The organism is Propionibacterium ruminifibrarum, from assembly GCF_900289195.1.
In the GTDB taxonomy this organism is placed as follows: Bacteria; Actinomycetota; Actinomycetes; order Propionibacteriales; family Propionibacteriaceae; genus Propionibacterium; species Propionibacterium ruminifibrarum.
The window spans coordinates 122,665-148,307 of record NZ_OMOH01000006.1; the positions used below are offsets into that span (position 1 = coordinate 122,665).

At 68.5% G+C, this 25,643-nt stretch carries 23 protein-coding genes and 1 pseudogene; 3 read left to right on the top strand and 21 right to left on the bottom strand.

The features are described 5' to 3' along the window. The first annotated feature begins 186 nt into the window (after positions 1–186). Both PROPJV5_RS12920 and PROPJV5_RS08620 read left to right on the top strand, forming a co-directional pair. Complete coding sequence (locus PROPJV5_RS12920; protein ID WP_119715945.1) at positions 187–858, top strand: DUF805 domain-containing protein; 672 nt, start codon at positions 187–189, stop codon at positions 856–858. A 162-nt stretch (positions 859–1,020) separates the two neighbouring features. After that, positions 1,021–1,470, top strand: coding sequence for a DUF805 domain-containing protein (locus tag PROPJV5_RS08620; RefSeq protein WP_119715946.1), 450 nt, complete (start codon positions 1,021–1,023; stop codon positions 1,468–1,470). 92 nt (positions 1,471–1,562) lie between these two features. Here the strand turns inward: PROPJV5_RS08620 and PROPJV5_RS08625 are convergent, their stop codons facing one another. The 21 genes from PROPJV5_RS08625 to PROPJV5_RS08725 form a co-directional block, all read right to left on the bottom strand. Continuing rightward, positions 1,563–2,957: an MFS transporter gene (locus tag PROPJV5_RS08625; RefSeq protein ID WP_239018443.1), complete on the bottom strand. Its 1,395-nt coding sequence runs from the start codon at positions 2,955–2,957 to the stop codon at positions 1,563–1,565. A 206-nt stretch (positions 2,958–3,163) separates the two neighbouring features. Then, entirely contained in the window at positions 3,164–4,147 is a 984-nt protein-coding gene (locus PROPJV5_RS08630) for a transketolase family protein (protein WP_119715947.1), read from the bottom strand. Next, positions 4,144–5,007: a transketolase gene (locus PROPJV5_RS08635; protein WP_119715948.1), complete on the bottom strand. Its 864-nt coding sequence runs from the start codon at positions 5,005–5,007 to the stop codon at positions 4,144–4,146. Before PROPJV5_RS08635 ends, PROPJV5_RS08630 begins: the two co-directional genes overlap by 4 nt. Before the next feature lie 24 nt (positions 5,008–5,031). Beyond that, on the bottom strand, positions 5,032–5,805 hold the full coding sequence (locus tag PROPJV5_RS08640) for an SDR family NAD(P)-dependent oxidoreductase (RefSeq protein ID WP_119715949.1): 774 nt from the start codon (positions 5,803–5,805) through the stop codon (positions 5,032–5,034). A 203-nt stretch (positions 5,806–6,008) separates the two neighbouring features. Then, a complete protein-coding gene (locus PROPJV5_RS08645; protein ID WP_182858653.1) occupies positions 6,009–6,665 on the bottom strand; it encodes a GntR family transcriptional regulator in 657 nt (218 codons plus the stop codon). Between the two features lie 170 nt (positions 6,666–6,835). Beyond that, on the bottom strand, positions 6,836–7,813 hold the full coding sequence (locus PROPJV5_RS08650; protein ID WP_119715951.1) for a polyprenyl synthetase family protein: 978 nt from the start codon (positions 7,811–7,813) through the stop codon (positions 6,836–6,838). A gap of 12 nt (positions 7,814–7,825) precedes the next feature. After that, on the bottom strand, positions 7,826–9,379 hold the full coding sequence (nuoN, locus tag PROPJV5_RS08655; protein ID WP_119715952.1) for an NADH-quinone oxidoreductase subunit NuoN: 1,554 nt from the start codon (positions 9,377–9,379) through the stop codon (positions 7,826–7,828). Positions 9,380–9,382: 3 nt separating this feature from the next. Beyond that, on the bottom strand, positions 9,383–10,948 hold the full coding sequence (locus PROPJV5_RS08660) for an NADH-quinone oxidoreductase subunit M (protein ID WP_119715953.1): 1,566 nt from the start codon (positions 10,946–10,948) through the stop codon (positions 9,383–9,385). 13 nt (positions 10,949–10,961) lie between these two features. Next, positions 10,962–12,869, bottom strand: coding sequence for an NADH-quinone oxidoreductase subunit L (nuoL, locus tag PROPJV5_RS08665; RefSeq protein WP_119715954.1), 1,908 nt, complete (start codon positions 12,867–12,869; stop codon positions 10,962–10,964). A 10-nt stretch (positions 12,870–12,879) separates the two neighbouring features. Continuing rightward, the gene (gene nuoK, locus PROPJV5_RS08670) at positions 12,880–13,179 is read right to left on the bottom strand and encodes an NADH-quinone oxidoreductase subunit NuoK (RefSeq protein ID WP_119715955.1); all 300 of its coding nucleotides are present in this window, start codon (positions 13,177–13,179) and stop codon (positions 12,880–12,882) included. After that, the gene (locus PROPJV5_RS08675; RefSeq protein ID WP_119715956.1) at positions 13,176–14,096 is read right to left on the bottom strand and encodes an NADH-quinone oxidoreductase subunit J; all 921 of its coding nucleotides are present in this window, start codon (positions 14,094–14,096) and stop codon (positions 13,176–13,178) included. The genes nuoK and PROPJV5_RS08675 overlap by 4 nt, the downstream gene beginning before the upstream one ends. Continuing rightward, positions 14,093–14,695 (bottom strand): NADH-quinone oxidoreductase subunit NuoI, encoded by a 603-nt coding sequence (gene nuoI / locus PROPJV5_RS08680; RefSeq protein ID WP_119715957.1) that lies wholly within the window; start codon positions 14,693–14,695, stop codon positions 14,093–14,095. The genes PROPJV5_RS08675 and nuoI overlap by 4 nt, the downstream gene beginning before the upstream one ends. 1 nt (position 14,696) lies before the next feature. Further along, positions 14,697–16,049 carry an NADH-quinone oxidoreductase subunit NuoH gene (gene nuoH, locus PROPJV5_RS08685; RefSeq protein ID WP_119715958.1) on the bottom strand — a complete coding sequence of 451 codons (1,353 nt, stop codon included), beginning with the start codon at positions 16,047–16,049 and terminating at the stop codon, positions 14,697–14,699. After that, a complete protein-coding gene (locus tag PROPJV5_RS08690; RefSeq protein WP_119715959.1) occupies positions 16,046–18,484 on the bottom strand; it encodes an NADH-quinone oxidoreductase subunit G in 2,439 nt (812 codons plus the stop codon). The genes nuoH and PROPJV5_RS08690 overlap by 4 nt, the downstream gene beginning before the upstream one ends. Beyond that, on the bottom strand, positions 18,481–19,833 hold the full coding sequence (nuoF, locus tag PROPJV5_RS08695) for an NADH-quinone oxidoreductase subunit NuoF (protein ID WP_119715960.1): 1,353 nt from the start codon (positions 19,831–19,833) through the stop codon (positions 18,481–18,483). Before nuoF ends, PROPJV5_RS08690 begins: the two co-directional genes overlap by 4 nt. After that, positions 19,833–20,570, bottom strand: a complete 738-nt coding sequence (gene nuoE, locus PROPJV5_RS08700; RefSeq protein WP_119715961.1) for an NADH-quinone oxidoreductase subunit NuoE — start codon at positions 20,568–20,570, stop codon at positions 19,833–19,835. Before nuoE ends, nuoF begins: the two co-directional genes overlap by 1 nt. Positions 20,571–20,625: 55 nt before the next feature. After that, on the bottom strand, positions 20,626–21,984 hold the full coding sequence (locus tag PROPJV5_RS08705; RefSeq protein WP_119715962.1) for an NADH-quinone oxidoreductase subunit D: 1,359 nt from the start codon (positions 21,982–21,984) through the stop codon (positions 20,626–20,628). Further along, on the bottom strand, positions 21,981–22,733 hold the full coding sequence (locus tag PROPJV5_RS08710; RefSeq protein WP_119715963.1) for an NADH-quinone oxidoreductase subunit C: 753 nt from the start codon (positions 22,731–22,733) through the stop codon (positions 21,981–21,983). Before PROPJV5_RS08710 ends, PROPJV5_RS08705 begins: the two co-directional genes overlap by 4 nt. Beyond that, positions 22,730–23,287, bottom strand: coding sequence for a NuoB/complex I 20 kDa subunit family protein (locus tag PROPJV5_RS08715; RefSeq protein ID WP_119715964.1), 558 nt, complete (start codon positions 23,285–23,287; stop codon positions 22,730–22,732). Before PROPJV5_RS08715 ends, PROPJV5_RS08710 begins: the two co-directional genes overlap by 4 nt. A gap of 18 nt (positions 23,288–23,305) precedes the next feature. Next, positions 23,306–23,671, bottom strand: coding sequence for an NADH-quinone oxidoreductase subunit A (locus PROPJV5_RS08720; protein ID WP_119715965.1), 366 nt, complete (start codon positions 23,669–23,671; stop codon positions 23,306–23,308). Between the two features lie 46 nt (positions 23,672–23,717). After that, entirely contained in the window at positions 23,718–25,019 is a 1,302-nt protein-coding gene (locus tag PROPJV5_RS08725; RefSeq protein ID WP_239018444.1) for a geranylgeranyl reductase family protein, read from the bottom strand. Between the two features lie 204 nt (positions 25,020–25,223). On the opposite strand from PROPJV5_RS08725, the pseudogene PROPJV5_RS12755 reads away from it, so the two are divergent. Next, positions 25,224–25,643 (top strand): annotated as a pseudogene (locus PROPJV5_RS12755) (isochorismate synthase); the annotation flags it as partial.

Genomic DNA, 25,643 nt, shown 5'->3' on the forward strand with positions numbered 1-25,643 from the left:
CGCACCACGGCTCGTCGCGGGTGGTCCCGGCGCTCTGTGTGCCGGGCCACCCGCGATCGCCGCGCCGAGGCGGGGCCGACGTCGACCCGGCATCCGCAGGACCGCGCACGTGCCTGTCGTGCCATTGGGCCGTGGCGCCATGCCATACTGCGGGGAGAACCCCCTCGGAAAGCATTCAGGAGCATCATGACCTTCACTGAGGCAGTGAAGACCTGCTACACGAAGAAATACGCCGACTTCAGCGGACGCGCCAGCCGCAGCGAGTTCTGGTGGTTCTTCGCCTTCAATCTCGGCGTCCCCTTCATGCTCGTCATGTTGGGCGCCAGCGCCGCCCTGATCGTCCCCACCACTGACTCTTATGCCACCCCGGCCTACAGCATCCTCCTCTATGGACTCGTGTGGGCCTTCAATCTGGCCAGCATCGTCCCGTTCATCGCCGTGGGTGTCCGCAGGCTGCACGACACCGGCAAGTCGGGCGCCTTCTACCTGCTCGTCCTCGTCCCCTGGGTCGGCGGACTCATCGTGCTCATCCTCTGGGCGCTGGAACCCGACCGCGGCCCGAACATGTACGGACCCGACCCGCTCGACCCGAGCGGCCAGTCCCTCACCCTGACGAACCCCTACGCCTACCCGGCCCAGCCCTACAGCTACGGCTACGGGTATCCGACCCAGCCCTATGGCTATGGCTACCCGGCCCAGCCCTACGGCTACGGCTATCCGGCCCAACCGGGTACGCCCCAGGCACACGGCGGCCCCGCCGCCCCGCCGTACGGCCGGCCCTCGACCCCGCGGGATTACGGCCAGCAGCCCTACGGCTTCGACCTCGGCAGGTCCGAGGGCTACGGCTCCGGCAACTGACCCCGACCCACCGATCGTCATGGCGTGGGGCACCCCCGCACCACGGCCCGACGCACGGCTCGCGCCCGATCGTGCCACTCACGTCACGTCGACTCTTGACGCTTCTCGGGTGACTCGTGCAATACTGCCGCGTCCGTCTATCCCCAATCACAGGAGTCCCCCATGGGTTTCGGCCAGTCCATCAAGACTGTCTACTCGAAGTACGCCACCTTCAGCGGCCGGGCGAGCCGCAGTGAGTTCTGGTGGTTCATTCTGTTCAGCTTCCTCGTGAACCTCGTCTTCTCGGTGCTCAACACGATCGCGCACACCGCCGGCATCGTGGACCCGGAGACGACAACTCCGGCGCTCTTCATCCTCGCCCTGTTCAATCTCGGCACCTTCATTCCGCTGTTGGCGCTCTACGCCCGACGCCTGCACGACACCGGACGCAGCGCGGCCCTCCTGCTTCTTCTCCTGCTCGCCGGCATCGGCTCGCTCATCCTGCTCATCCTGTGCGCCCTCGCCGGCCAGCCGGGCCCCAACCAGTACGGCGATGATCCCCTCGGTCGCGCGGGGAGCGGTTACCCGGCCCAGTCGGTTCCCTACGGCGGGTCCCCGTACGGCGGCCAGTGAGACGGTCACGCGACGACGTTCCGCGTGTGAACGAAACAGTGCCCCCGGCCGGATGGCCGGGGGCACTGGTGTGCGAGAGGAGGAGAAGAGTCTCAGTTGACGGCGCCGCTGGTCGCCGCGACGGCCGCGTCGACCTCCTCGGCGTGCTTGCGCACCGCCTCGCGGCGCTCCTTGCCCCAGGTCTCACGGGTGGTGAGCGCCGAGACCAGGCCGATGACGCCGTAGATGACGATGAGCAGGGCCGGGCCCTTCCAGTCGAGGGCCTCGAACAGAGCGGTGCAGAAGAAGGGCGTGAAGCCCGACAGCACGGCCGAGAACTGGTAGGCCAGCGAGACACCGGCGGAACGGCGCTCCGGCGGGTACAGCTCGGAGAACCAGGCCCCCTGGATACCGGCCATGCCGTTCTGGCAGATGCAGTAGCTGATGATCATGCACATGAGCATGACGCCCGCCGAATCCACGTGCAGCAGGCGGAACAACGGGAAGCCCCAGGCGATGACGACGATCGACAGGCCGATGTACAGGCCACGGCGGCCGATCTTGTCGGACAGGGCGCCCCAGCTGATCGTGGCGAACAGGCCGATGGCGGCGGCGGTGAGCAGGGTCGGCAGGGTCCGGCCGGCGTTCTGCGGCGCATGCATCCGCACATAGGACAGCACGTAGGTGATCGCCACGGCGTAGGTTGCGGTCTCGGCGATGCGCAGGCCCATGGCCTTGAAGAAGTTCTGCCAGTCGTTGCGCAGTGAGGCGGCGATCGGGTTCTTCTCGATGTTGCCCTCCTCCTTGACCTCCTCGAACTCGGGGGACTCGGAGACGTGCGTCCGGATGATGATGCCCACGGCGATGAGGATCGCGCTGAGCAGGAAGGGCACGCGCCAGGCCCAGGTTCCGGGCAGATGCGTCGAGAGCTGGAAGGCGATGGTCGACAGCAGCAGGCCGAGCGGGAATCCGGCCTGCGTGATGCCGGTGAGGAAACCCTTGTGCAGCCACGGGGCGTGCTCATAGGTCATGAGGATGGCGCCGCCCCATTCGCCGCCGAAGGCCAGGCCCTGGATGATCCGCACGATGACGAGCAGGATGGGGGCCAGGATGCCCACGGTGTCGTAGGTGGGCAGACATCCGATGGCGACCGTCGCGCCGCCCATGAGGAGCAGCGAGGCGATGAGGATCGGCTTGCGTCCGATCCGGTCCCCGAGGTGGCCGGCGAGGATGCCACCGATGGGCCGGACGGCGAAACCGATGCCGAGCGTGGCGAAGGAGGCCAGCAGGCCGAGGACCGGGCTGACGGCCGGGAAGAAGGCGTCGTTGAGGTACAGCGAGGCTGCGGTACCGAAACCGATGAAGTCGTAGGTCTCGACTGTGGCGCCAACGCTGGAACCGATGGCGACCTTGTACTTCTCGGGTGTGCCGTGGACGGGCGTGCCGTGCTGGGCCATCTCGGCCAGCTCGGCCTGGAGCGCAGCGTTCGGCTCCGGTGAGGTAGTCATGTTGCTCCAAAAGTCCTGGAAGACCACGTGCGGGCCTTCGTGATGACAAGGGTGGGGACGGGCGCGGTCCCCTGATGGCGAGTGGTCCGGCCAGCCGGCCGGCCGCGTGCCACGGTTGGGTGGGCCTCATTGGCACCGCCGTGGCGGTGCGGGGAGAAGACGCGTCCGGTCCTCTCCCCGCACGGGGTCCCTCGGGACCGGGCGTCTCAGGCCAGGAGGCCCTTGATGCGCTCCACGATCTTCGCCGTGCTCACGCCGTAGCGGTCATACAGCGTGGGCAGCGCGCCGGCGTCGAGGAACTCGTCGGGCAGGGCCACCGGGTGGATCTGCTTGGTGACGCCCTTCTTCGCCATGGCCTCGGCCACGGCGCCGAAGAGACCACCGATGACGGTGTGGTTCTCGGCGGTCAGGACCAGACGGTCCTGGGCGATCTGGGCGAGGACGGTCTCCTCGTCGAACGGTTTGAGGGTCGGGCAGTGCAGCACACAGACGTCGATGCCGTCACCGGCGAGCTGGCTCGCCGCGTCGAGCGCGCGCTCGGTCATGAGACCGGTCGACACGATGAGGACCTCCTTGCCGGGGCGGATGACCTTGGCCTTGCCCAGCTCGAAGGTGTAGTCGTACTCGTCGAGCACGACCGGGACCTTGCCGCGCAGGACGCGCATGTAGGTCGGGCCGTCGTACTCGAAGAGCTGTGGTGTGGCCTGGACGATGTCGATCGAGTCGCAGGGATCGACGATCGTCATGTTCGGCATGCCGCGCAGGATCGCGATGTCCTCGGTGGCCTGGTGCGACGGGCCGTATCCGGTGGTCAGGCCGGGGAGGGCGCACACCATGTTGACGTTCAGGTTGCGCTCGGCGATGTCGAGGCAGATGAAGTCGTAGGCGCGGCGGGTGGCGAACACCGAGTAGGTCGAGGCGAAGGGGATGAAGCCCTCCTGGGCGAGGCCGGTGGCCGCGCCGACCAGGGCCATCTCGGCCATGCCGACCTGGTAGAAGCGGTCGGGCATCGCGTCACGGAAGATGTGCAGGTCGGTGTACTTGGCCAGGTCCGCCGACAGGCCGACGAGACGCTCGTCCTTCTCGGCGATCTCGAGCAGGGCGTGACCGAGCGGGGCCGCCATGGTGCGCTGGCCCTCGCGGGCGATGTCGGCGCTCATCGCGCCGGAGACGAGTTTCTTGGGGCTCATAGTCCGTATGCCTCCTTGAGATGCTGCTGTGCAACGGCCCACTCCTGTGGAGCGACCCTCATGAAGTGGAGCTTCTCGCGCGTTTCGAGGAAGTCCACGCCCTTCGCGAGCTTGGTGTCTGCGATCAGGCAGCGCGGCTTGTCGTTGTCGACGCCGTACCGCAGTTCCTCCAGGCACTCGACGACCTTGGCGAGATCGTTGCCGTCACAACGCCGGGTCTCCCAGCCGAAGGCCCGGAAGCGCTCGTCGATGGACTCGGTGGTCATGATCTCCTGGCTCTTGCCGTCCGCCTGCTGGTTGTTGAAGTCGACGATGGCGATCAGGTTGTCGAGCTTGAAATGGCTGGCGGTCTGCGCCGCCTCCCAGGTGGAGCCCTCGTCGAGCTCACCGTCGGACAGGACGTTGTAGCAGACGTTCTCGGTGTTGCCCTTGCGCTTCAGACCCAGGGCGATGCCGTTGGCGATCACCAGGCCGTGGCCGAGGGAGCCGCCGGAGATCTCGACACCGGGGGTGTACGAGGCCATGGCGGACATTGGCAGGCGGGAGTCGTCGGTGGCGTAGGTGTCCAGCTCGTCCTCGTCGATCATGCCGATCTCGACGAGTGCGGCGTAGATGGCCAGGCCGTAGTGGCCCATCGAGACGAGCACGCGGTCGCGGCCCTCCCACTCGGGGTTCTTCGGGTCGAGTTTGGCCTGGTCCACGTAGAGGGCGGCGAGAACGTCCGACAGGCCCAGGGCCTGACCGATGTACCCCTCGCCCTGCACCTCGGCCTCGCGAAGGGAGTTCCGGCGGATGCGGTAGGCCGCCATGCGGAGCGCCTCGAGACGCTCCGGCGTGATCGGTTCACGGGTGGTTGTCATGTTCACTCCTCGTTAAGGCGCACGTCACGCGATGTAGGCGCCGCCGTTGATCGACTGGGTCGTGCCGGTGACATAGCTGGCGTCCTCGCTGGACAGCCAGACGTACATGTTGGCGATGTCGCGCCCCGTGCCCTGGCGCTTCATCGGGATGGTCGCGGTGAGCTTGTCCTCGTCCTCCTGGCTGTTGCCGGCGCGGATGTCCGTGGCGACGATGGCCGGGCAGATGGCGTTGACCGTGATGCCCTCGGGGGCCATCTCACGGGCGAGCGACCGGGTGAGGCCGAGCACACCCGCCTTGGCGGCCGAGTACGGGGTCTTGCTGAAGACGCCGCCGCCCTGCTGGGCCGAGACCGAACTCATGTTGACGATGCGCCCGTAGCCGCCCTCGATCATGGCGGGCAGGAAGGCCTGGCAGGTGTTGAAGACGCCGGTCAGGTTGACCGCGATGACCTTGTCCCACAGCTCGGGGGTGACCTCGAGGAAGGGAACCGGCGAGGGAATACCGGCGACGTTGGCCAGGGCGCCCACGGGGGGAAGATCCGAGGCGGCGATCTGCTTGGCGATGTCGAAGACCTGCTCGCGGTTGGTGACGTCCGCCGCGTACGCGGCGACCTGGGCACCGGTGTCCTTGGCGATGGCCTCGGCCGCGCTCTTGACACCCTCCTCGTTCATGTCGAGGACGACGACTGCCCAGCCCTCCTCGGCGAAACGCTGAGCGGTTGCGTACCCGATGCCATGGGGTGAGGCAGCGCCCGTCACTACTGCTGTCCTTGGGCCGACGCCCGTTCCGAGTCCCATTCTGGATCTCCTCACTTCATCGTGATGACTGAGTCAACTGTTTACTGTTGACTGTTGACACTGAGAATATGCAGTGCGAGCAGGACACGTCAAGGTGGGTTGCTCCAGTTCTTCCCGCCGAATTCGATCCGCGTCGTGCGCCGGTCGTCGTCACGCCTGGCGTTGCGGCGTGGCCCCGGCGGGCAACCGGCGCCCGAGAGACCTCAGGAATCCATCTGGGAGACCCAGAAGGAACCGGCTCGCTTCATGTGATCGGCGAACGCGGTGATGATCTCGAGTTCGCTGCCGGAGCGCACGACGTGGACGAGCGGTTCATGGTGCGCCCGGGTGATGATGATCGGGATCACCGCGCTCTGGTGCATGGCGCCGGCGAAGATGACCACGCGCATCTGGTGCTGCAGTTCGAGCCACTTGTCGAGAAGCAGCTTGTTGCCCGACAACTCGCACAACCGCTGGTGGAAGGCCAGGTCCTGCTCGACCGCGTCGGACAGATCGCCCAGCTTCTCCTGCGGCAGGGCCCGGGCCAGCTCGTCGGCCAGGGCCTCCCGATCGGAGCTGCGTGCCAGGCGCACCGCCGCACCGCATTCGAGGAAGGAGCGCACCTCATACAGCTCGGTGACCTCGGTGGGGGTGAAGGAGCGGACGATCAGGCGTCCGCGCGAGGCCGACTCGGCGAGCCCGGCCTCCTCGAGAGCCCGGAGCGCCTCACGGACGGTGCCCCGGCTCACGGAGAACTGGGCGGCTAGCTCGGTCTCGTTGAGATGCTCCCCCGCCGCCAGCTGCCCCGCGAGGATCGCCTCGCGCAGCTGGTCGAGCACCTGCGTCCGCAGATTGACGCGTCGCACGGCACTGATGGTCATGGGGGCACATCCTTCTGATCCTGGTTCCTGGCCCCCGGGGCGAGGGTCCATGACTCGCCGCGAGGTCAGGGGGATTTTACGTCAGGGAGCGGGAATTTTCCCGCATTTGGGCTGGGATGACCCTCGTCGGCCACGTCGCCGCCGGATCGGGGCGCCCCGGGAGCCGGAGCTCACGCCGATCGCGTGATGACCTCGTCGCACAGCCGGTCGAGGGCACGCCGCGCCGGGCCGTCGGGCAGGACGGCCAGTTCGGCGCGGGCCAGGTCGGATCTGCGGCGGATCTCGGCACGCGCCTCGTCGATGACGTGGTTGGCACGCAGCGCGGCGAGGGCCCGGGCGAGATCGGCGTCATCGTCCAGGCCGGTGCGGATGAGGGCCATGAGGTCCCGGTCGGCCGGGGCGTCGCTGGCGGCGAGCAGCAGCGTGGGGAGCGTGAGGACGCCCTCGCGCAGGTCGGTGCCGGGAGTCTTGCCGGTCTCGTCGCTGGTGACATCGATGAGGTCGTCGGAGAGCTGGAAGACCAGACCGATCTGCATGCCGTAGCGGCCGATCGCATCGATGACCCGCTGGTCCGCCCCGCAGACCATGGCGCCGAACAACGCGGAGGTGCGGATCAGCGCCCCGGTCTTGCCCTCGATGACCCGCAGGTAATGCGTCATCGGGTCGGCGCCGGGCGGTGGGCCCTTCATCTCGCCGATCTGGCCTGTGACGAGATCGGCGAAGGTCTCGGCCTGCAGCCGGACGTAGTCGGTCCCGAGATGGGTGACCTCGGTCGAGGCGCGAGCGAAGAGCCAGTCACCGACCATGATGGCGGTGGAGTTGCCGAAGGCGGCGTTGGCGCTGGGCACCCCGCGGCGCAGATCGGCTTCGTCCATGACGTCATCGTGGTACAGCGATGCCACATGGGTCAGCTCGACGACGATGGCGGCGCGCGTCACGTCCTCCGGCTCGGCGCTGGGCCCCAGGTGACTGGTGAGCGCCACGAGCAACGGACGGAAACGCTTGCCGCCCGCCGAGATCACGTGCTGAGCAGCTTCGGCCAGGAAAGGATTGTCGGCCCCGAGAGCCACCTCGTCGAGCCGTTGCTCGATGGCGGTGAGCTGGTCGTCGATGGTCTCGGCGAAGGCCTCGTCCTCAGCCTGGCTCACTGTTGTCTCCTATCAGCGCAGGAACCCTGCCGCGCTCGTGAAAAGGTCGAGCACGGAACCGGGTGCAAGACCAAGAACAAGCGTACCGACGGCTCCAACAATGATCACGACCCACGTCGGGGTCCCCGCCTTGACGACGTCGACGGAGGCGTCCGGTTCATCGAAGTACATGATCTTGACCAGCCGGAAGTAGAAGCCGGCGGTGACCAGCGACATGACGATCGCCACCACGACCAGCCAGGCGTAGCCGCCCTGCCAGCCGGCGACGAAGGCCACCAGCTTGCCGACGAAACCACCGGTCAGCGGGATGCCGGCCATCGACAGGAGGAAGAGCGTCATGATGGCGCCGAGCACCGGCTCGCGGCGGCCAAGACCCGCCCACGCGTCGAAGCCGGTGGCCTCACCGCCGCTGCGGCGGACCATTGTCAGGACCGCGAAGGCCCCCATCGTGGCCAGGCCATAGCCGGCCAGGTAGAACATGACGCCCGAGACCGAGCCGGTGAGGCCCTCACCCAGCGCGTCGCCTGCCATGGCGCCGACGACGGCGACCAGGATGAAACCGGCATGGGCGATCGACGAGTAGGCCAACAGACGCTTGACGTCGTTCTGGGCCAGGCCGACGACGGCGCCGAAGACCATCGTCAGGACGGCGATGACGGCGAGGACGAGTTGCCAGTCCCAGCGGGCGCCGCCGAGCGCGACGAACAGCAGACGCAGCAGCCCGCCGAAGGCCGCAAGCTTGGTGCACACGGCCATGAAGGCGGTCACCGGTGTGGGGGCGCCGGTGTAGACGTCGGGCACCCACGAGTGGAAGGGCACGGCGCCGATCTTGAACAGGACGCCGATGCTGGTCAGCGCCAGGCCGGCCATGAGCAGGGTCTGGGACTCGATCCCGAGCGTGATGCCCGCGTCGATGTCGGCGAACTGGAAGGAGCCGCTGAAGCCGTACAGCAGTGCCGCGCCGAACAGGAACAGCGCACTGGACATGGCACCCAGCAGGAAGTACTTCAGGGCGGCCTCCTGCGAGAGCAGTCGGCGGCGCCGCGCCAGGGAGCACATGACGTACAACGGCAACGAGAGGATCTCCAGCGCGACGAACATGGTGAGCAGGTCGTTCGCGGCCGGGAAGACGAGCATGCCGAACAGCGACAGCTCGAGCAGGACGAAGACCTCGGTGTTCTCCTGCCGGGCCGCGATGGCCTCGTGCTCGGCACGTGAGCCGGGCACGGTGTGGGCCTGGGCGGCGAAGGCGCTCGTCCCCCCGGAAACACGCCGCTCACCGTACAGGAGCGTGGCGCCGAGCCCGAAGACCAGCAGCAGCGACCAGACGATCCGGGTGGGGCCGTCGATGCTCAGACCTCCCATGACGGCAACGCCGGGAGTGACCGACCAGCCCGCGCAGACCAGGGTGAGGGCGATGAGCTGGGCGATGACGGCCAGGCCGAACTGGACGCCGAAGCGCCTGGTGCGGGGCACGAGGGCCTCGACGAGCACCGCACACACGGCCCCGCCCAGCAGGACGAGCAGTGGAGCGATGAGCCCGTACTCGATCGTGGGACTTGTCATGACTCACTTACCCCCGTTCGAGACGCTCGGCTCCGGGTCACTGGCCGAGACATGAACCATTGCCTGCTGCGCGGTCGGGGCCACCATGTCGAGCGCGGGCCCCGGCACCAGGCCGAAGAACAGCATGAGAACGATGAGAGGGGCGATGACGGCCCTCTCACGGCCGCTGAGGTCATGCGTCATGTGGGTCTGGCTCGCCTCGCTCACCGGACCGGTGAAGACCCGCTGGTAGGCCAGCATGATGTAGACCGCGGCGAGGACGGTGGCGATGACGGCCACCGCGACGAAGACCAGGTGCCGGCTCCAGGCGCCCGACATGATGAGGTACTCGCCGGCGAAGTTCGCCAGGCCGGGCAGGCCGAGAGTGGCCAGGCCCGAGACCAGGAAGACGCCCGCGAGCACCGGCACGAGTTTCTGGGCCCCGCCGAAGTCGGCGACCAGGGCCGAGCCGCGGCGGTCGGCGAGGAAGCCGACGACCAGGAACATGGCGGCTGCACTGAAGCCGTGACCGAGCATGTAGAAGATCGAGCCGGTCAGCGAGGTGGTGGTGAACGCGAAGATGCCCAGCACCATGAAGCCGAAGTGGCTCACAGAGGTGAAGGCCACCAGGCGCAGCAGGTTCTTCGCGCCGATCGCCATGATCGCACCGTAGAAGATCGAGATGACCGCCAGCGTCAGCACGAAGGGGGTCGCCCAGCTGCTGGCCTGCGGGAAGAAGGCCAGGCAGAACCGGATCATGCCGAAGGTGCCGATCTTGTCGAGGGTGGCCACCAGCAGGGAGGAGGCGCCCGGGCGGGCCTGCTCGGCGGTGTCGGGCAACCAGGTGTGCACGGGGACCATCGGGGCCTTGATCGCGAAGGCGATGAAGAAGGCGACGAACAGCCAGCGTTCGGTGCCCGTGGCCATCGGCAGCCCGGTCAGGTCGGCGGTGAGCAGGCTCGGTGCCCCGTCGGAGGCCGAGAGCACGTACATGCCGATGACGCCGAGCAGGAGAACCAGGCCGCCGAGCAGGCTGTACAGCAGGAACTTCAGCGCCGCACCGGTGCGGCCCGTGCCGCCCCACCCGGCGATGAGGAAGTACATCGGGATGAGGGTGGCCTCGAAGAAGATGTAGAACAGCAGCAGGTCGGAGGCCATGAAGACGTAGAGGGTGAAGCCCTCCAGCAGCAGGGCCAGGGCCATGAAGGTCTCGGTGCTCCACCGCGGCGGCAGCACGCCGTCCTTCTCGACCGGCCGGCCCTTCCCGTCGGCCGGCCCCCGTGCCGCGTGCGCGTCGCCGACGTGCCATTCGGCGAGCAGGACGATGGGCACGAGAATGACCGTCAGTGCGACGAGCAGCTTGGTCATGCCGTCGGCGTCCAGCGCGTACCAGGCGCCGATCGCGCCGATCCAGCTGTGCTGCTCGGCCAGGTCCGCGGGGTCCATGGGCACGATGGCGAGACCGCAGACGAGTTCGGCCAGGGCGAAGAGCATCGCGGCGGTCCTGCCGCCACGGCCGCGCAGAGCGAGGACGATGATCGAACCCGCGATCGGCAGCAGCCCCACCAGGGTGAGCCAGGGGAATGTCATTTCTCTTCCTCCCTCAGGCCAGCCGGCCCAGGATCATCACGGCACCGACGATGACCGCACCACAGGTCATCAGGGCGCCATAGGTACGGACATATCCGTTCTGCAGCAGCCGCAGCAGGCCGGACGCGCCCTTGGCGAGGGTGACGCCGCCGTTGACGGCGCCATCCACGACGTAGCGGTCGGTCAGCTCGAGGCCGTCGCACAGTCGCTGGCCCGGTCGCATGAACACGGCCTCGTTGAACGCGTTGGCGTAGAGCTCGTTGCGGCCGGCGTTGACGAAGAAGTTGCGGCTGACCGGGGTCTCCTGGGCGATCGGGCGACGGTAGATCAGGACGCCGAGCACGATGCCGCAGGCCACGGCGAGCAGGGTGATCCAGGCGATGGCGCTCGTCTCGAAGATGTGAACGGGCTCCACCTCGGCGCCGATGGCGTCGGACAACCAGCCCTGGATCCACCCGTTGAGCACCAGGCCGCCGATGATCGAGCCGATGGCCAGGATGACGAGCGGGATGACCATGACCGGGCCGGGGCGGTGCGGGTGCACGCCGGGCAGGTGGCGGGAGGGGCCGAAGAAGGTCATCATCATCAGCCGCGTCATGTAGAAGGCGGTGATGGCCGCGCCGACGATGGCCAGCCAGCCGAAGACCGGGCCCCTGCCGAAGGCCGCGTTGATGATGTGGTCCTTGGAGTAGTAGCCGGCGAAGAAGGGGCAGCCGATGATGGCCAGGTAGCCCATGGCGAAGGTGCCGAAGACCCAGGGCATGCCCTTGGCCAGCGCGCCGAAGTGGCGCATGTCGGTGTCGTCGCCCATGCCGTGCATGACGGCGCCGGCGCCGAGGAACATGTTCGCCTTGAACATGCCGTGGGTGAGCAGGTGGAAGATCGCGAAGGCGACACCGGCCGGCCCCAGGCCCGCCGCCAGCATCATGTAGCCGATCTGGCTCATCGTCGAACCGGCCAGCACCTTCTTGATGTCGTCCTTGGCGCAGCCGATCCAGGCGCCGGCGAAGATGGAGCACAGGCCGACGACGGCGACGGCGAGCGCCGCCTCGTCACTCAGCGTGAAGATCGCCTGGGAGCGGACGACCAGGTAGACGCCGGCGGTGACCATCGTCGCCGCGTGGATGAGGGCCGACACCGGGGTGGGGCCCTCCATGGCGTCGAGCAGCCAGACCTGCAGCGGCACCTGGGCGGACTTGCCGCACGCGGCCAGCAGCAGGAGCAGCCCGAGGGCGGTCGCCCAGCCGTGGGACATGTCCGGTGCGGCCGCGTTGACGTCGGCGAACGAGACGGAGCCGAACAGGGCGAACATCGCGAAGCTGGCGCACAGCAGGCCGAGGTCGCCGACCTTGTTGGTGAGGAAGGCCTTCTTGGCCGCCAGGGCCGCCGAGGTGCGCTCCTGCCAGAAGCCGATGAGCAGGTAGGAGGCCAGGCCGACGCCCTCCCAGCCGATGAACAGCATGATGTAGTTGTCGGCGAGCACCAGCGTGAGCATGGCGCCCAGGAAGATGTTGAGGAAGGCGAAGAAGCGACGCCTCTTCGGGTCCTCGACCATGTAGCCGATCGAGTAGATGAAGATCAGCGAGCCGACACCGGTGACGAGCAGCGCGAACAGGATCGACAGCGGGTCGACGAGCAGCGAGATCTCGATGGTGCGGTCGGCGGTCTCGGCCCAGGTGTAGACCGGCACCGAGACGGCACGCTCTGCCGGCGGGGCGCCGAGCAGTTCGACGAACTCGACCAGGGCGATGACGAAGGCCGCGACGGGCGCGGCGGCGCCGAGCAGATGCCCCCACGCGTCGCCGGCCCGCCCGACGACGAGCAGGATGCCCGCGACGGCGAGGGGGATCGCGATGAGCAGCCAGGCGATGCTCAGTGAGCCCGTGGCGGCCACCGGAGTGAGTGTTTCGAGAAGAGTCACCGCAGCCCCCTCAGTGCTTCAGCAGGTTCTCGTCGTCGACCGAGGCCGACTGGCGGGTACGGAAGATGGTGATGATGATGGCCAGGCCGACGACCACCTCGGCGGCGGCGACGACCATCACGAAGAAGGCGGCGATCTGCCCGTCCAGGCCGCCGTGCACATGGGAGAAGGTCACCATCGCCAGGTTCGCGGCGTTGAGCATGAGCTCCACCGACATGAAGGCGATCAGTGCGTTGCGGCGGACCATGAAGCCGAACAGTCCGATGCACAGCAGGATGGCCGACAGGATGATGTAGGCATTCGGGTTCATCGCTCGTCCTCCTCGTTCTCCCCCGCCTCGGCGGGCCCGGACGCGGCCTCGGAGTCGGCCGCTGCGGCGATCGCCGCGGCCGGGCCGGGGTCTCGGAGCTCGTTCTCACCCGGCAGCAGACCGTGCTGCTCGTCCTTGACCGCCCGGATCGTCTCGTCGGCGACGATGTTCGGGGCGACCAGGCGGCCCCGGTCGACGACCACGACGCCGCGCGCCGCGAGCGTCGGGACGACCGAGCCCTCGGCGACCGAGCCGTCGGGCAGCAGGGCCGGGTGGTCGGCCGAGTTGTGGCGGGCGTAGACACCGGGGTTGGGCAGGGGCGCCGGGTCGACGCCCTGCTCCGCGTACTCGCGGGTACGCCGGGCGGCACGTGCCTTCTGGCGCTCCTTCTTGCGGAGCCGCTCGCCATGGGACAGCACCATCGCGGCCAGAGCGGCGGTGATGAGCAGCGCCGCGGTCGCCTCGAAGGCGAAGACGTAGCGGCCGAAGACGAGGTAGGCCAGCGAGCGGACGTTGCCCGCCTGACCGACTGCCTCGTCCAGGCCCGCCGGCTCCGTGATGATGCCGTGGCCGACGGCGAGGACGAGCAGCACCAGCAGGGCCGCCGCACCGATGGTCGCCGCGATGCGCTGGCCCTTGATCGTCTCGACCATCGCGTCGACGGAGTCGACGCCGATGATCATCATCGTGAAGACGAAGAGCATCATCACCGCGCCGGTGTACACGATGATCTGGGCGACGAACAGGAAGGGGGCGTCGAGGCTGGCGTACAGGCAGGCCAGGCAGACCATGACGGCCGCCAGGCACAGCGCCGAGTGCACCGGCTTGCGGCTGAGGACCAGGCCCAGCGCGGCCGCCACCGCCAGGACGGCGAACACCCAGAAGGCAACGGCCTGGGCCGTGAGCAGTGGGATCATCGTGCGACTCCCGTCTCGTGCGGAACGCCGGCCTGGCCGGCCGGGCGGCTGGAGGCGCGCACACCGACGGCGTCGGCAGCGCCTCGCTCGTCGAGTTGCCCGGTGGGCGGCAGGCCGCGGAAGTAGTCCTTCTCGTCCTCACCCAGTCGCCGGGCGTGCGGTGGGGCCTCCATGCCGGGCAGCAGCGGCGCCAGCAGGCGCTGCTTGTCGTAGATGAGGCTCTCGCGGGTGCGGTCGGCCAGCTTGAACTCGTTGGTCATCGTCAGGGCGCGCGTGGGGCAGGCCTCGATGCACATGCCGCACAGGATGCAGCGCAGGTAGTTGATCTGGTACACCTTGCCGAAGCGCTCGCCGGGGCTGAAGCGCTGCTCGTCGGTGTTCTCCCCCGCCTCGACGTAGATGGCATCGGCGGGGCAGGCCCAGGCGCACAGCTCGCAGCCGACGCACTTCTCGAGCCCGTCGGGCCAGCGGTTCAGCTGGTGGCGTCCGTGGAAGCGCGGGGCGACGACGCGCTCGGCGCCCTTCTGCGGGTACTTCTGCGTGAACGACTTGCGGAACATCGTTCGGAAGGTGATTCCGAAACCGGACCAGGCTCCCATGTCAGTGCTCCTCTCCGGCCGGGGCGGGCCGATCGTCCTCGGCCGATCGTGCCGGCGCCTCGGGCGGCCCGGACTCGGCGACGATCCCGGCGAACAGCCGGGCCTGGCGCCCCGGCATCGGTGGCACCGGGTAGCCACCGGCGAAGGCGTCGAACTCCTCCTCGGCCTCCTCGTCCGGTTCGGCCTCGGCCCTGGACGGCCAGAGGCTCCAGGCCAGCAGGATGATGATGGCCACACCGATGACGATCGCGATGAGCGGTGAGGCGAACCAGTCGTTGACCACGCCGCCGCGCAGGACGGAGAAGATCAGGATCCACACCAGCGAGATCGGGATGAGCCACTTCCAGCCGAGGTTCATGAACTGGTCGTAGCGGAACCGCGGCAGTGCCGCACGGACCCAGACGAAGAAGAAGACGACGAGCTGGGCCTTGAGGAAGAACCACAGCAGCCCCCACCAGCCGTGGTTGACGGCGTCGATCATGGAGAACGGCCACGGCGCGCCGTAACCGCCGAGGAAGAGCGTGGTGCACACGGCGGAGACGGTGGCGACGTTGATGTACTCGGCCAGGAAGAACATGGCGTAGCGGAAACCCGAGTAGTCGGTGATGTGACCGGAGACGATCTCGGACTCGCACTCGGACAGGTCGAAGGGCAGCCGGTTCGTCTCGCCGAAGATCGACACGATGTAGATGCAGAAGCTCGGCAGCAGGGGCAGCCAGTAGTGGGTCGGGAAGAAGGTCTGCAGCCCGAAGAGATTCATGTTCTGCATCTGGGCCTCGACGATCTGGCTGGTGCTCATCGAGCCGGCGAACATGAAGACCGTCACCAGCGACAGGCCCATGCACACCTCGTAGCTGATGAGCTGCGCCGTGGCGCGCATCGAGCCGAGGAACGAGTAGGTGCCGTTCGAGGCCCAGCCGGCCAGGACGACGCCGTAGATGCCGACCGAGGCGATGGCCAGGACGAGCAGGACCGAGACCGGCAGGTCGGAGACCTGCAGGCGGGTCGTGTGACCGAACATGCGCACCTCGCCGCCGAGCGGAATGACCGCCCACGAACTGAAGGCGGCGATCGCGATGAGCATCGGCGCCAGCGAGAAGACGATCCTGTCGGTGCGGGCCGGGCGGAAGTCCTCCTTGAGGAGGAGCTTGACACCATCGCCCATGGCCTGCGGCAGGCCGAGGGGGCCGTTCATGATCGGGCCCTTGCGGTTCTGCATGCGTCCGAGCACGCGCCGCTCGAACCACACGTTGAAGATGGTCCACAGCAGCAGGACGACGAAGACGCCGACGACCTTGATGAGAACCAGCCACCAGGGGTCGGGGCCGAAGATGGCGCTTTCGAGCGGGTTCACGCTGCACCTCCCTGATCGACGGTCTGCGCGGGCGGGGCGATGCGCGCCGCCTCGACCTGGACACGGTCGGCGGGGCCGGCGCCGAGCAGGACGCTCAGCGGCTCCACCGAGTTGAGTGGCGCCCAGACGACGCCGGGCATCATGTCGGGTTCAATGCGGGCCGGCAGCTGCATCGAACCGTCCGGTCCGCTGAGGCTCACCGGGGCGCCCGCGGCGATGCCGAGGGCCTCGGCGTCGGCCGGGGACAGGGCGACGGACAGCGGCTGGGTGGCGGCGCGGGCGAAGTCGGCGCCGTCGAGAGCGGCCGAGTTGTCCATGAGCAGCCGCCAGCTCGCCAGGAGCATGCCCCGGCCGTCGCCGTCGGGACCGGCCTCGGGGGCCTGGGGCTCGAACCCGGCTCGTGCCCCCGCCCAGTCCGGCAGACCCGCGAGGTCGGCGCCGGCCTGGGCCGGGCTGCGCATGCCGAGATCGGCGCCCAGGGCGTCGGCCAGGGCGGCGAGGACACGGACATCGGTCATCGGCGCCTGGTTCGCGGCGTTGATGAGCGCGACCGGGCGGGTGCGGTGCTCCCAGTTGATGAACGTGCCGGCCTGCTCCTCGAGGAGGGCCACCGGCAGGACGACGTCCGCGCGCTCGGTGACATCACTCGGGCGCTGCTCCAGGCTCAGGACGAAGCCGACACCATCGAGGGCGTCCTCGAAGGCCCGCGGATCGTCGAGGTCTGCTTCCTGGATTCCGCCGGTGACCAGGGCCTTCAGTTCACCGGAGGTCGCCGCCTCGATGATGCGCCCGATGTCCCGGCCGGTGGCGTCGGGCAGGGACCGGACGCCCCAGGCCGCGGCCATCTCGGCCCGGGCCGCCGGGTCGGTGCCGGGACGGCCGCCGGGCAGCAGACCCGGCAGGGCGCCGGCCTCGAGGGCGGCGAGCTCACCGGCGCGGCGCGGGATCCAGGCGAAGCGGGCGCCATGGGTGGTGGCCTGGGCAACGACCGCGCTCAGCGCGCCGGGACTGGTCGCCGCGCGCTCGCCGACGAGGATGATCGTGTCCTCGTCGAGTCCGCCGTCGGCGCCCAGCTGGGTGAGCCGGGCCGCCTCCTGTCCGGGGGCGGTGGGCAGCAGGCGGGCACCCATCTTGCGCGAGCCGCGCGTGCTGAACGGGGCCAGGGTGACGACCTCGAGTCCCCGCTTGCGCCATGCCTTGCGCAGTCGCAGGAAGACGATCGGAGACTCGTCCTCGGGCTCGAAGGACACCAGGACGACGCGTCGGGCCTTCTCGAGGTCGGCGTAGGTGACCGATTCGCCGAGCCCGCGCCCGGCGACATGGGCGGCCAGGAAACCGGCCTCCTCGTCGCTGGATGGTCGCGAGCGGAAGTCGATGTCGTCGGTGCCGAGCACGGCGCGGGCGAATCGGGACCATGCGTAGGCGTTCTCGAGCGTCAGGTGTCCGCCGGGCAGCACGCCGACTGCCTGGCCGGCCGCCTTCAGGCCGGTGACCGCGGCGTCGATCGCCTCGTGCCAGCTGGCCGGCTCGAGACGACCGTCCCGGCGCACGAGGGGGGTCGTCAGTCGGCGCCCGTCCTGAGCGGACCGGTAGCCGAAGCGGCCCTTGTCGCAGTTCCACTCCTCGTTCACCTCGGGGTCGGCACCGGCCAGCCGGCGGCGCACCGAGTAGTGCCGGTGGTCGACCCTCAGCTCGCATCCCGCGGCGCAGTTCTCACAGGTCGTCGTCGTGCTCACGAGGTCGAAGGGGCGCGACTGGAAGCGGTAGTCGGCGCTGGTCAGGGCACCGACGGGGCAGATCTGGACGATGTTGCCCGCGAAGTACGAGGTGTAGGGCTGGTCCTCGTAGATGCTGATCTGGCTCATCGCGCCGCGCTCGGCGAGACTGATGAAGTCGTCGCCGCTGATCTGGCTGCTGAAGCGGGAGCAGCGCTGGCACAGCACGCACCGGTCGCGGTCGAGCAGCAGTTCGGCGCTGATGTGGATGGGCTTGACGTAGGTGCGCTTGGCGCCCTCGTAGCGTGACTCGCCCGGGCCGTGACTCATCGTCTGGTTCTGCAGCGGGCACTCGCCGCCCTTGTCGCAGATCGGGCAGTCGAGCGGGTGGTTGATCAGGAGGAACTCGATCATGCCCTTCTGGTGCTTGGCCACCTTGTCGTTGGACTCGGCGGTCTCGATCCTCATGCCGGGCATCGCGGTGAGCGCACAGGCCGGTTGCGGTTTCATCGGGCGCCCGTTGCCGGCGTCGGGGACCTCGACCAGGCAGGCGCGGCAGGCCGCGACGGGGTCGAGCAACGGGTGATCGCAGAACCGCGGGATCTCCAGGCCGATCTTCTCGGCGGCCCTGATGACGAGCGTGCCCTTGGGCACCTCGACCTCGGTCCCGTCGATGGTGAAGGTGACCATGTCCGGCTTCGCGGCGACGTCGGTGCTCATGCCGCACCCCCTTCGTTGGTGGACGTGACGGTGACCAGTTCACGGGGCGCGGCGAACAACGCGCTGGCCTCGTAGGGGAACAGCTCCCAGGCGGGCGTGCCGTTGCAGCCGGCCTCGAACTCGCTGCGGAAGTGCCTGACGGCGCTGGTGATGCAGGCGACGAAGCCCTCGGCGAGGGTGCAGAAGCTCTTCATCGAGACGTTGTCGCACACGTCGAGCATCTTGTCGACGTCCCCGGGTGAACCCTTGCCGGCCTCGATGTTGCGTAGCGTCTGGACCAGCCACCAGCTGCCCTCGCGGCACGGCGTGCACTTGCCGCAGCTCTCGTGCTTGTAGAACTCGGTCCAGCGCAGCGCCGTGCGGACGGCCGAGACGGTGTCGTCGAAGCACTGCAGGGCCTTGGTGCCCAGGATCGAGCCGGCGGCGGAGACCGACTCGTAGTCGAGGGGCACGTCGAGGTGCTCGGGTGTGAAGATCGGGGTGGAGGAGCCGCCGGGCGTGAAGAACTTCAGCTCATGGCCCTCGCGGATGCCGCCGGCCATCTCGATGAGTTCGCGCATCGTGATGCCGAGCGGGGCCTCGAACTGGCCGGGACGCCGCACGTGGCCGCTGACCGAGTACAGCATGGCGCCCTTGGACCGCTCGGTGCCCATCTGCTGGTACCAGGCCGCCCCGTGCTCGACGATCGCCGGGACCGACGCGATGGACTCGGCGTTGTTGACGACCGTCGGGCAGGCGTACAGGCCCTCGACGGCGGGGAACGGCGGACGCAGCCTGGGCTGGCCGCGGCGTCCCTCGAGCGAGTCGAGCAGCGCCGTCTCCTCACCGCAGATGTAGGCGCCCGCGCCGGCGTGGACGATGACGTCCAGGCCGTAGCCGGTGCCGAAGAGGTCCGCACCGAGGTATCCGGCCTCGTAGGCCTCGGCGACGGCCTTGCGCAGGCGGCGGATGACGTGCAGCACCTCACCGCGCACGTAGACGAAGGCGTGGTGGGCGTTGACCGCGTAGCAGGCGATGATGATGCCCTCGATGAGGGTGTGCGGCGTGGCCATGAGCATCGGCATGTCCTTGCAGGTGCCGGGCTCGGACTCGTCGCAATTGACCACGAGGTACTTCGGGTTCGGGTTGTCCTGGGGGATGAACGACCACTTCATCCCGGTCGGGAAGCCCGCGCCGCCGCGGCCGCGCAGACCGGCGTCCTTGACCAGGGAGATGACGTCGGGCGAACTCATCGTGGTGAGCGCCTTGCGGGCGGCGCCGTAGCCGCCGTGGCTCACGTAGTTCTCCAGGCGCCAGGAGCCCTCCTCGCCCCAGTGGGCCGTGACAATGGGAGTCAGCTTGTCGACCATCACGCCTCCTGTCCCTCGGGCCCCGGTGCCGGTTCGGCAGGGGCCGTCCAGCCGTGCTCCCGGGCGTACGTCAGACCGCGCAGGCTGGGTTCGCCCGCGCTCGGGCCCTCGTCGGCCCGGCCGTCGTCGAAGCCGGCGAGGACGCGTTCGGCCTCGCGCCAGCTGGTGATCGTCGCGCCGCGCGTGGAGCGGACCGGCTTGCCCTCGGCCAAGTCATCGAGCAGTTGTTCGGCCTTGTCGGGGGTCATGTTGTCCATGAACTCCCAGTTGACCATCATGACCGGCGCGAAGTCGCAGGCGGCATTGCACTCGAGGCGTTCGAGGCTGAACATGCCGTCCGGCGTCGTCTCCCCCTCGCTGATGCCGAGCTTCTTCTCGACATGGTCGAGCAGGATGTCACCGCCGAGCACCGCGCACAGGGCGGTGGTGCACACGCCGATGTGCTGCCTGCCGCCGGGACGACGCTTGTACATGGTGTAGAAGGTGGCCACCCCGTTGACCTGGGCGGTGCTGATGCCCAGGATCTCGGCGCAGGCCCTCACCCCGGCGTCGGAGACCCGCCCGTCGACCGACTGCACCAGGTGCAGCATCGGCAACAGCGCGGAGCGGGAGTCCGGATAACGCCCCGCCAGCTCGCGCATCTCGGCGAGCGTCGTCTCGTCGATGTTCGTGGGCTCCTCGTCGGCGTCGATGCGCACGGCATCGTCGAAGTGGGACATGAACTCGTGATCACTCATGCCACGTCACTGCCTCTCGTCATCGAGTCGGGTGTCCTACTGGTCAGCGGCCGGGTCATCGGTCGACACCGCCCATCACGGGGTCGAGCGAGGCGATGCCCATGATCGCGTCCGAGAGCATGCCGCCCTCGGACATGATCGGGACCGACTGCACGTGGTTGAAACCGGGGTCGCGCAGGTGGGCGCGGTACGGGCGGGTGCCCCCGTCGGAGACCAGGTGGAAGCCCAGTTCGCCGGCCGGCGCCTCGATCGGCACATAGGCCTGACCGGCCGGTACGTGGAAGCCCTGCGAGACGATCTTGAAGTGGTGGATGAGACCCTCCATGGACTCGCCCATGATGTGCTTCACGTGCTCGTTGGAGTTGCCCTGGCCGTCCGAGGCCACGGTCAGATCCGATGGCCAGCGCAGCTCATCGTCCTCGATCCGGTAGGCCTCGCCCTTGGACGCGGCGAGCTCGTCACGCACCTGCTCGAGGATGCGGATCGACTGGTCCATCTCGTTCAGCCGGATCACCCAGCGCCCGTAGGCATCCATGCTGGTGGCGGTGCAGACCTCGAACTCGTAGTTCTCGTACCCGCAGTACGGCTGGGTCTTGCGCAGATCCCAGGGGTATCCGGTGGCACGCAGCACCGGGCCGGAGGCGTTGAGCATCATGCACTGGCTCAGGTCCATGTGGGCCACGTTCTGCAGGCGGTTCTTGAAGATCGGGTTCTGGAGGGTGAACTGGCCGATCTCCGGCAGGTTCTTCCTCAGCTGGCGCAGCAGTTCGTCGAGCAGGTCCAGGCCGTCGTCGGGCAGGTCGTTCTGCACCCCGCCGGGGCGGATGTAGGCGTTGTTCATGCGCAGACCGGTGATGGCCTCGGTGAAGTCCAGGACGCGTTCACGTTCACGCAGGCAGACCTCCTGCACGCTGGTGGCCCCGAGTTCGAGGCCGCCGGCACCCACACCGGTCAGGTGGGAGGCGATGCGGTTGATCTCCATCATGAGGACGCGCAGCTGGCTGGCGCGGCGCGGCATGTCGTCGGTGATGCCCAGCAGCCTCTCGACGGCCAGCGAGTAGGCGCCCTCGTTGAAGATGCCGGCGACGTAGTTGCACCTGGTGGCGAAGGCCGAGCCCTGCGTCCAGGAGCGGTACTCCATGTTCTTCTCGATGCCGGTGTGCAGGAAGCCGATGCTCGGGCGCACGGACAGGACCGTCTCGCCGTCCAGTTCCATCACCAGACGCATGACGCCGTGCGTGCTGGGGTGCTGGGGGCCCACATTGACGACGATCGTCTCGTCGTTGCTCTCACGCTGGGCATCGACGATCTGGTCCCAGTCGGCGCCGTTGGACAGGTAGGCCGCGTCGACGTGCTCGTCGCCGGACTCGGCGAAGAGATCGTCGGTGGCGCTTCGGTTCTCGGTCTGGCTCATTGGTTGTAACTCCTGCGCTCACTCGGGGGCGCCACGACGGCCCCCTTGAACTCGACCGGGATGCCGCCCAGCGGGTAGTCCTTGCGCTGGGGGTGGCCCACCCAGTCGTCGGGCATGAGGATCCTGGTCAGCCCCGGGTGTCCGTCGAAGACGACGCCGAACATGTCCCAGGTCTCGCGTTCGTGGTAGTTGGCGTGCGGGTAGACCGGCACGACCGAGGGAACGTGCGGGTCGGAGTCGGGCAGTTCGACCTCGAGGCGGATGCGGCGGTTGTAGGTGTAGGACAGCAGGTGGTAGACCACGTGCAGTTCGCGTCCGGTCTGCTCGGGGTAGTGAACGCCCGAGACAGACGGGCACACCTCGAAGCGCAGGTCCTCGTCGTCGCGCAGTGCCCGGCACAGCTCGACGAGCTTGTCCGGCAGGACGAAGAAGGTGATCTCGCCGCGGTGCACCATGACATGGGTCGCGAATCCGGGAACGAGCTCGGCCATGCGGTCGGCGATCTGGTCGAACCAGCCGCCGAAGGGCGGGGTCGTGATACCGGCCAGGGCGGTGGTGCGCTCCAGGCCGTTGAACCCCGAGGTGTCACCGGATCCTTGGCCCGAACCCCACATGCCGGTCCGGCGGGCGACGATCTGGTCGTCGACCTCCGGGTCGGCGCCCGGCGCGAACAACTGCGCCAGGTACGGGAACTCGAGGGATTCCTCGCTGCGTTCGGGGCGCACCGGGGTGGCGTCGTTCTCACTCATCGCATGAGCCCCTTCTGCTCGATGGTGGCCGGCGCCTCCAGCGCCGCCTGCTCCTTCTCGGCGATCTCGGCGACCCGGTCGGCGCCGATCTGGGCGTGCATGACCTCGCGGGCGCGCAGCTTGAAGACCGCGTCGATGAGCATGTCGGGTCTGGGCGGGCAGCCGGGGATGTACATGTCGACGGGGACGATGTGGTCGACGCCCTGGACAACCGCGTAGTTGTTGAAGATGCCTCCGCTGGACGCGCAGGCGCCCATGGCGATGCACCACTTCGGGCCCGGCATCTGGTCCCACAGCTGACGCACGACCGGAGCCATCTTCTGGCTGACCCGGCCGGAGACGATCATCAGGTCCGCCTGCCGCGGGCTGGCGCGGAAGACCTCCTGGCCCCACCGGCCCGCGTCGGCGCGCGGGCCGCCGTAGCTGATCATCTCGATGGCGCAGCAGGCCAGACCCATCGTCAGGGGCCAGAACGACGTCTTGCGCGTCCATCCGGCGATGGCCTCGAGCGTGGTCAGGAAGATGCCGGACGGAATCTTCTCCTCAATACCCATGGGTGGTCACCTGGCCTTTCAGTCCCAGTCGAGCCCGCCGCGGCGCAGCACGTAGGCGTAGGCAGCGAAGATGATGACGATGAACAGGAGCATCTCGACGACACCGAATGCGCCCAGGTGGTCGAAGGCGACCGCCCACGGGTAGAGGAAGACGATCTCGATGTCGAAGACGATGAAGAGCATCGCCGTGACGTAGTACTTGACCGCGAAGCGGCCGCCCCCGGTGACGGTCTGCGGAGTGGGCTGGATGCCGCACTCGAAGGAGTCGTACTTGGTGCGGTTGTAACGGTGGGGGCCGACGAGCGGGGACAGCCAGATCGCCGCCACCCACACGAAGACGGCGGCCAGCGCGACCAATCCGAGGATCGGGATGTATGCGCTCATATCCGTTCCTTCCTGCCTTCTCGATTCGGGTTCGGTCCGCCCCGGCCTAGGCCGAGGGCGCGATCCGTGTCAGCGTGTTGATGATGTGGTCGAATGCGTCGCCGCCCCTGGCGTCGGTCAGGTTGGCGAGCAGCTTGTTGACGAAACGCATGAGCACCGGCCGCGGAAGACCGTAGGTGGTGCACAGGTGCATGATCTTCGGGTTGCCGATGAGCCGAGAGAAGATCATGCCCAGGCGGTAGTAGCCTCCGAAACCCTTCTGGACGCTCGTCTCGTAGCCCATCAGGGCGCGCTCGGCGGCCGCGGTGCCGATGCCGCGGGAATGAGCCTCGCAGATCGCGTCGGCGGCCATCTCGGCGGCCTCGAGGCTGTAGTCGATGCCCTCGCCGTTGAACGGGTTGACCATGCCGCCGGCATCGCCGACGAGCAGCAGGCCGCCCGCGTAGGCGGGCTTGCGGTTGAGGGCCATGGGCAGGGCCGCGCCGCGGATCCGGTCGACCATGTGCTCCTCGTCGAAGCACCACTGCGGCGGGGTCGAGGCCAGCCAGGTGCGCATCAGCCGGCGGTAGTCGGTGCGCCCGAAGGCCGGCGACGAGTTGAGCATGCCGAGCCCGACGTTGCAGCGCCCGTCCCCCATCGGGAAGACCCAGGCGTAGCCAGGCAGCTGGGTCGAGTGGCCGCGCTCGCCGTCCCACAGCTCGAGCCAGCTCTCCATCCACGGGTCGTCGTGGCGGGGGCTCTCGAAGTAGGCGCGCACGGCCACCCCCATCGGGCGTTTCTCGTCGCGCCGGCGGCCCATGGCCACGCCCAGGCGGGTGGAGTTGCCGTCGGCGGCGACGACGACCGGGGCGCGGAAGGTGCGTCCGTCGGCGGTGCGCACGCCGGTGATGCGGTCGCCCACCAGGAGCGGCTCGACCACGTTGGCGCCGGTGAGCAGGTGCACGCCGAGCTGCATGGCACGGCCGGCGAGCATGTCGTCGAGCCGCAGGCGGGGGCAGGTGGTGCCGTAGTTCGGGAAGTCGGCGAGTTCGGGCCAGGGCAGCTCGAAGGGCTCGGTGCGTCCCCCGTAGACGCGCAGGCCCTTGTTGTGCAGGAACCCGGCCGACTCGCTGGTGTCGATGCCCAGGCGCGTGAGCATGCGCACGGCGCGCGGGGTCAGCCCGTCGCCGCAGACCTTGTCGCGGGGGAAGGTGGCCTTCTCGAGGAGGAGGACGTCCAGACCGCGCTGGGCGCAGAACGCGGCGGTGGCGGAGCCGCCGGGGCCGGCACCGACGACGATGACGTCGGCCTCGTCCTGATCCACCGGCGCCGAGTCCGCGAGCAACCCTGATGCCAGGGCGTTGCTCACGCCTGGCACCTCACTGTGCGTCATCGCCTCACCCAATCCATCATGGATCCGCATGCCAGGGTGGCCCTGACGCCGAACGCGCCCGTCCCGTTGTTGAGGACTCCCTGTCGCTCCTAGATTAGGCGTCAGTATCGTCCACGTCGACCGCGGGGGTCAAAAAACGGACCGTCCCTGACTCGAATTGCTTTCGGTTACTCTTCAGGCGTGATCGTTAACCCCGGTTCAACGCGGATGCGCGCGAGTACCGCCGCCATCACCGATCCCGGCCCCCTGACCGACTTCCTGGACGACTCGGGAGCGGCCTTCCTCAGGGGACAGGACGGTTTCATCGCGCTCGGCCAGATGGCCCGCCTCGACGACGTCTCCATGGACGAGGCCGACAGGTGGTGGGGCGAGTTCTCCGCCCAGATCGAGAACGAGACCGAGATGCCCGAGGCCTTCGGTACCGGCCCCATCGCCTACGGCTCCTTCACCTACGACCCGGCGCGCACCGCCCAGCGCTCCTGCTTCGTCGTTCCCGAGGTCGTCGTCGGGCGTCGGGACGGACGCTGCTGGGTCACCCGGCTCGGCTACGACCGCGTCGACCCGGTGCTGCCGGAGCGCCGCGGTGCACCGGCGCCCCCC

Excerpts from the sequence above, each read along its gene's own strand:
- PROPJV5_RS12920 (WP_119715945.1), top strand. The coding sequence starts at position 187 with ATGACCTTCACTGAGGCAGTGAAGACCTGCTACACGAAGAAATACGCC.
- PROPJV5_RS08620 (WP_119715946.1), top strand. The coding sequence starts at position 1,021 with ATGGGTTTCGGCCAGTCCATCAAGACTGTCTACTCGAAGTACGCCACC.
- PROPJV5_RS08625 (WP_239018443.1), bottom strand. The coding sequence starts at position 2,957 with ATGACTACCTCACCGGAGCCGAACGCTGCGCTCCAGGCCGAGCTGGCC.
- PROPJV5_RS08630 (WP_119715947.1), bottom strand. The coding sequence starts at position 4,147 with ATGAGCCCCAAGAAACTCGTCTCCGGCGCGATGAGCGCCGACATCGCC.
- PROPJV5_RS08635 (WP_119715948.1), bottom strand. The coding sequence starts at position 5,007 with ATGACAACCACCCGTGAACCGATCACGCCGGAGCGTCTCGAGGCGCTC.
- PROPJV5_RS08640 (WP_119715949.1), bottom strand. The coding sequence starts at position 5,805 with ATGGGACTCGGAACGGGCGTCGGCCCAAGGACAGCAGTAGTGACGGGC.
- PROPJV5_RS08645 (WP_182858653.1), bottom strand. The coding sequence starts at position 6,665 with ATGACCATCAGTGCCGTGCGACGCGTCAATCTGCGGACGCAGGTGCTC.
- nuoN (WP_119715952.1), bottom strand. The coding sequence starts at position 9,379 with ATGACAAGTCCCACGATCGAGTACGGGCTCATCGCTCCACTGCTCGTC.
- PROPJV5_RS08660 (WP_119715953.1), bottom strand. The coding sequence starts at position 10,948 with ATGACATTCCCCTGGCTCACCCTGGTGGGGCTGCTGCCGATCGCGGGT.
- nuoK (WP_119715955.1), bottom strand. The coding sequence starts at position 13,179 with ATGAACCCGAATGCCTACATCATCCTGTCGGCCATCCTGCTGTGCATC.
- PROPJV5_RS08675 (WP_119715956.1), bottom strand. The coding sequence starts at position 14,096 with ATGATCCCACTGCTCACGGCCCAGGCCGTTGCCTTCTGGGTGTTCGCC.
- nuoI (WP_119715957.1), bottom strand. The coding sequence starts at position 14,695 with ATGGGAGCCTGGTCCGGTTTCGGAATCACCTTCCGAACGATGTTCCGC.
- PROPJV5_RS08690 (WP_119715959.1), bottom strand. The coding sequence starts at position 18,484 with ATGAGCACCGACGTCGCCGCGAAGCCGGACATGGTCACCTTCACCATC.
- nuoF (WP_119715960.1), bottom strand. The coding sequence starts at position 19,833 with ATGGTCGACAAGCTGACTCCCATTGTCACGGCCCACTGGGGCGAGGAG.
- nuoE (WP_119715961.1), bottom strand. The coding sequence starts at position 20,570 with ATGAGTGATCACGAGTTCATGTCCCACTTCGACGATGCCGTGCGCATC.
- PROPJV5_RS08705 (WP_119715962.1), bottom strand. The coding sequence starts at position 21,984 with ATGAGCCAGACCGAGAACCGAAGCGCCACCGACGATCTCTTCGCCGAG.
- PROPJV5_RS08710 (WP_119715963.1), bottom strand. The coding sequence starts at position 22,733 with ATGAGTGAGAACGACGCCACCCCGGTGCGCCCCGAACGCAGCGAGGAA.
- PROPJV5_RS08715 (WP_119715964.1), bottom strand. The coding sequence starts at position 23,287 with ATGGGTATTGAGGAGAAGATTCCGTCCGGCATCTTCCTGACCACGCTC.
- PROPJV5_RS08720 (WP_119715965.1), bottom strand. The coding sequence starts at position 23,671 with ATGAGCGCATACATCCCGATCCTCGGATTGGTCGCGCTGGCCGCCGTC.